The organism is Galbibacter pacificus (assembly GCF_029603165.1).
In the GTDB taxonomy this organism is placed as follows: Bacteria; Bacteroidota; Bacteroidia; order Flavobacteriales; family Flavobacteriaceae; genus Galbibacter; species Galbibacter pacificus.
This window is the reverse complement of record NZ_JAQSVC010000014.1, coordinates 1-3552: the sequence shown is the minus strand read 5'-3', so window position 1 is coordinate 3552 and position 3552 is coordinate 1. Positions and strand designations below refer to the sequence as shown.

Below are 3552 nucleotides of genomic sequence, written 5' to 3'. Positions count from 1 at the left end.
CTACAACTTGAAGAAGTACCTGAAATTCATTGAAAAACATACAAAAAGTGGAGCGGCAAGCCTGCAAGGTGTTTGTTTTGTGCTAAAAGTGCTCCTACGACGAATTTCACTTCTTTATAAGTCTATAAATTTTAGCTTGTTACGAAGCTAAAGCGTAAAATAAAAGCCCTTAAAAGGGCTTATTTAGATCTTGTATTTATGTAATTAATAGGTTGTGCAACGTCTACCAATGTTAGCAAACGTTTTTATTTCCATTTAGTTCTTAATTCAGTTCCGATTGGATATTTTTCAGCCGTAAAATCAGGCATATAATATTTACCGAAACTTTTATTATTAGAAACGGAATCAATGTCGAAAAATATCATATCATCTTCAGTTGTCATTGACAGTCGTTTGTTCATTCCGTTATCACTTCCTTTATCCAAGGTTATTTCCCACCAAAAGTATTCTTCGTCATTTGGGTCAGTTATTTTCTTTAAACCTTGTATTCTGGCTTTAATTGGTTCTTTAAGAAAATATTTTCGCCACTTTTCAGGAATCTTATTTATGTCAAATTCTGATTTCACAGAATCTTTACTTCTTTTGGATAAATACATTCCACTCGTTTCAGGTTCAAAACCATTGTTTACGTAGTCTGCAAATCGTATGAAGTCATTTTCTTTATCAATACTCCAGCCAAAATCATAAAATTCTGAAAGAAGGTATTTATTAGTTTCCCAGTTCAGAACTCTAAATTCTGTTTTTATTTTTAAGGAATCAATTCCGTAGTCGATTTGGGTTTTGGTTGGTTTTAATTCCATATCCTCTGGATATTCTATCAATTCGATTTTTTCGGGCATTAAAGTCAAATTTATACTGTCCATTTTATAAGTCCCGAAAACTCTTTTTCGCTCTCCACCACCAAAGCAACTGAATAAGTAATCTTCATTTATAAATCGACCATCACTTAATAAATCAAGTCGCAAACCATTATTAAATCCACTGTAAGAATATCTTAAAGTGTCGATATTCTGACTTACATTCTTTTCGCTATTCGATTTGCTTTTGTCATTCGAACAGCTAAAAATTAGAAATAAGATGAGAATTTTGATGTATTTCACGATTTTATCAAATGTTTGCTAACGTTTCTTGTGTATGGCTCGTTGCGGGAAATCCGCGAGGATTTTCCGCCGTGGCCTAAAGATAGCAAATTGCAATGAATTCCGATTAGGAATTCAGCCGCAATGAGCTATACACTGTGTTGCCATACGTACTTTTATCCGGTTAATAATTGTTTCCATTTATCAGATTCTGCAAACTTTTTCATAATACGGTTTCGCTCCATTAGTAAGTCAGTCATATATTTTTCGAGAAAAACTCTGTCCGCTAATTTGCCTAGAATACCAAATGGAGATTTATAGTCAAAAAAGTCAATCATTAGCGTTCCGCCATTCAAATCTGCAAAGTGATGTTCGTGTTTAAATTCCGCAAACGCTCCGCTAACCATTTCGTCCGCAAAGTAATTCGGTCGGTCAAATTCCGTTATTTTGGAAGTGAGTTTTTGATAAATCCCAAAATGATTTGCTCGCCAAGTCACGCTTTCATTCGGACCGATTAATCCGCTTGTCTTTCCAGCGATTGCAGTTTCGTTTGTGTGTTCAGTCGAAATTTTATGTAAATCAATGCTCCGAGAAAGGTCGAAAACTATTTCTTTTTCAGCTTTAATTTCAGTTCGTAATTCAATTCTTGGCATTTGGTTTGGGTATGGATGGCAACGGTCTCGTATAACCGTCAGTTGCGTTGGTTTTGGCACTAAGTTAGTTAAAAATCACGAACCTTTGGCGTTCGCGAGGATTTTCCGCATAGTCGAATCCGCCGTAATTGCGGTTATACATTGTTGTGGTGTCGTACTTATTTTTCATCTTCAATTAATTCAATTCCCTCTATTTCTTTTGGTGGCGGTGGTGGTGGCGGAATATCAATCTTTTCATTCAGCCATATTTTTAAATCCTTTCTATCTGTTACTTGCTCAAATGAAGTTGTTAGTTTGTTTAATGTATTCGGTAATTTTTCAATTCCGTTTTTGTCGTATGATATATAAATCAATAGATTTTCAGGATTATCACTTAACTTTGGATTTTTACCATTATTTTCCAAATCTCTTTTTAAAATTTGTGGTAAACTGTCTAAAGGATAAAAATTCTCGTCTGCTTTGTTAATGGTGTCATTATGAATTTCAATAACATTCTTTTGTTTAATCAATATGCAAGCTAAACCTTCCCAACAAGGATTTCTCAAATAAACTTTTTTAATTACGCTGTCATTTTTTAAGGTGATTTTAGGAAGGCTATCATTACAAACAATTTGTTCAGTCCGTTCGAGTATTTTTTTCCAATCATTGAATTCCGATAGATTTAACTCAACTGCAATACTGTCATTTTCTTTTCCTAAAAGACCAAAATCTTTTTCAACTATTCGGATAGATTTTTTTTCTGCATTTTGACAATTAAAAAGAATCAAAAACATTAAGATTAAAAACGATATTTTAAATGGACTGTTCATTTCTCGTATGCACCACAACGTTTCTCGTGTATGGCTCGTTGCGGAAAATCAGCTATGATTTTCCGCCGTAACCGAAAGATAGCAAATTGCAATGAATTCCGATTAGGAATTCAGCCGCAATGAGCTATACACGGTGTTGGCAACTGGCTTTATTCCGTTATTGCTTGTTCTTTATATAATTCAACAAATTCCTTTGCGTCTTTCATAGATTCAGGATATTTGGCGTAATTCTGATATCCATACATTTTTCCGCTTTCATCTCTCAATGTTTGTTCCCAAATATGATAATATCTAAATCCATTTTCTACCAAAAATTTTACAACGTTCCATTTTTTTATATCAGTTTGTTTTGGTGGTTTAAACAAATGATATAATTCAGTCATTGGTTTTTTGCATTGAGGACAAATCGAGGTTTGAGCCTTTTCTAAATCGACTGGCCTGTTATAAGCTTTTCGACAATCTAAACATACTTTTTTATATCCCATTTTTTACGATTAAAATTGGATTTTTAAAATCCGCTTGCGATAAATTAAAAGTCCAATAAAAATCAGTCCGCAAAGAATTGCTAAAACGTGAAATGTTTTGATTGCTCGACATAAATTAATTCCTGAAACGAGAGAAATACAATCAGTCAATTCACGTGTTTCATATTTTAAACTGACCATTGAATTGAAAGCCATAAATTCAAATAATGGAATTCCGATTATTAATAAAATCAAAGCTATTGTGTAAATCGTTTTTCTCAATAATTTTGGTTTTTAGCTTGTTGCCAACGGTGTCGGCTATGAGTAGTTGCGTGGTTTAGCACTTAACTTTGCAAGTACACACCAAACTGAAAATCCTCGCGGATTTTCAGAAGTAGGCGAGAACAAGCAATTACTTATAGCCAATGTGCCTGTTGCACAAGTTAGCAAAAAATTGACATAGGGTTGATATTTTCCTCTCATTAGATGCTTACCTTGTAGTTATGCAAGGCAAAAAACAATATCAGGAGAAGTTATTCAACCAGTT

4 protein-coding genes are annotated in these 3552 nt (G+C 33.6%); all 4 read right to left on the bottom strand.

The annotated features are described in order from the left end of the window. Positions 1-245: 245 nt before the first annotated feature. Positions 246-839 (bottom strand): hypothetical protein, encoded by a 594-nt coding sequence (locus PSF86_RS17720; RefSeq protein WP_277901428.1) that lies wholly within the window; start codon positions 837-839, stop codon positions 246-248. A 416-nt stretch (positions 840-1255) separates the two neighbouring features. Next, complete coding sequence (locus PSF86_RS17715; RefSeq protein ID WP_277901427.1) at positions 1256-1732, bottom strand: SRPBCC family protein; 477 nt, start codon at positions 1730-1732, stop codon at positions 1256-1258. A gap of 158 nt (positions 1733-1890) precedes the next feature. Beyond that, positions 1891-2499: a hypothetical protein gene (locus PSF86_RS17710; protein WP_277901426.1), complete on the bottom strand. Its 609-nt coding sequence runs from the start codon at positions 2497-2499 to the stop codon at positions 1891-1893. Positions 2500-2690: 191 nt separating this feature from the next. Beyond that, positions 2691-3026 carry a hypothetical protein gene (locus PSF86_RS17705; RefSeq protein ID WP_277901425.1) on the bottom strand — a complete coding sequence of 112 codons (336 nt, stop codon included), beginning with the start codon at positions 3024-3026 and terminating at the stop codon, positions 2691-2693. Positions 3027-3552: the final 526 nt, after the last annotated feature.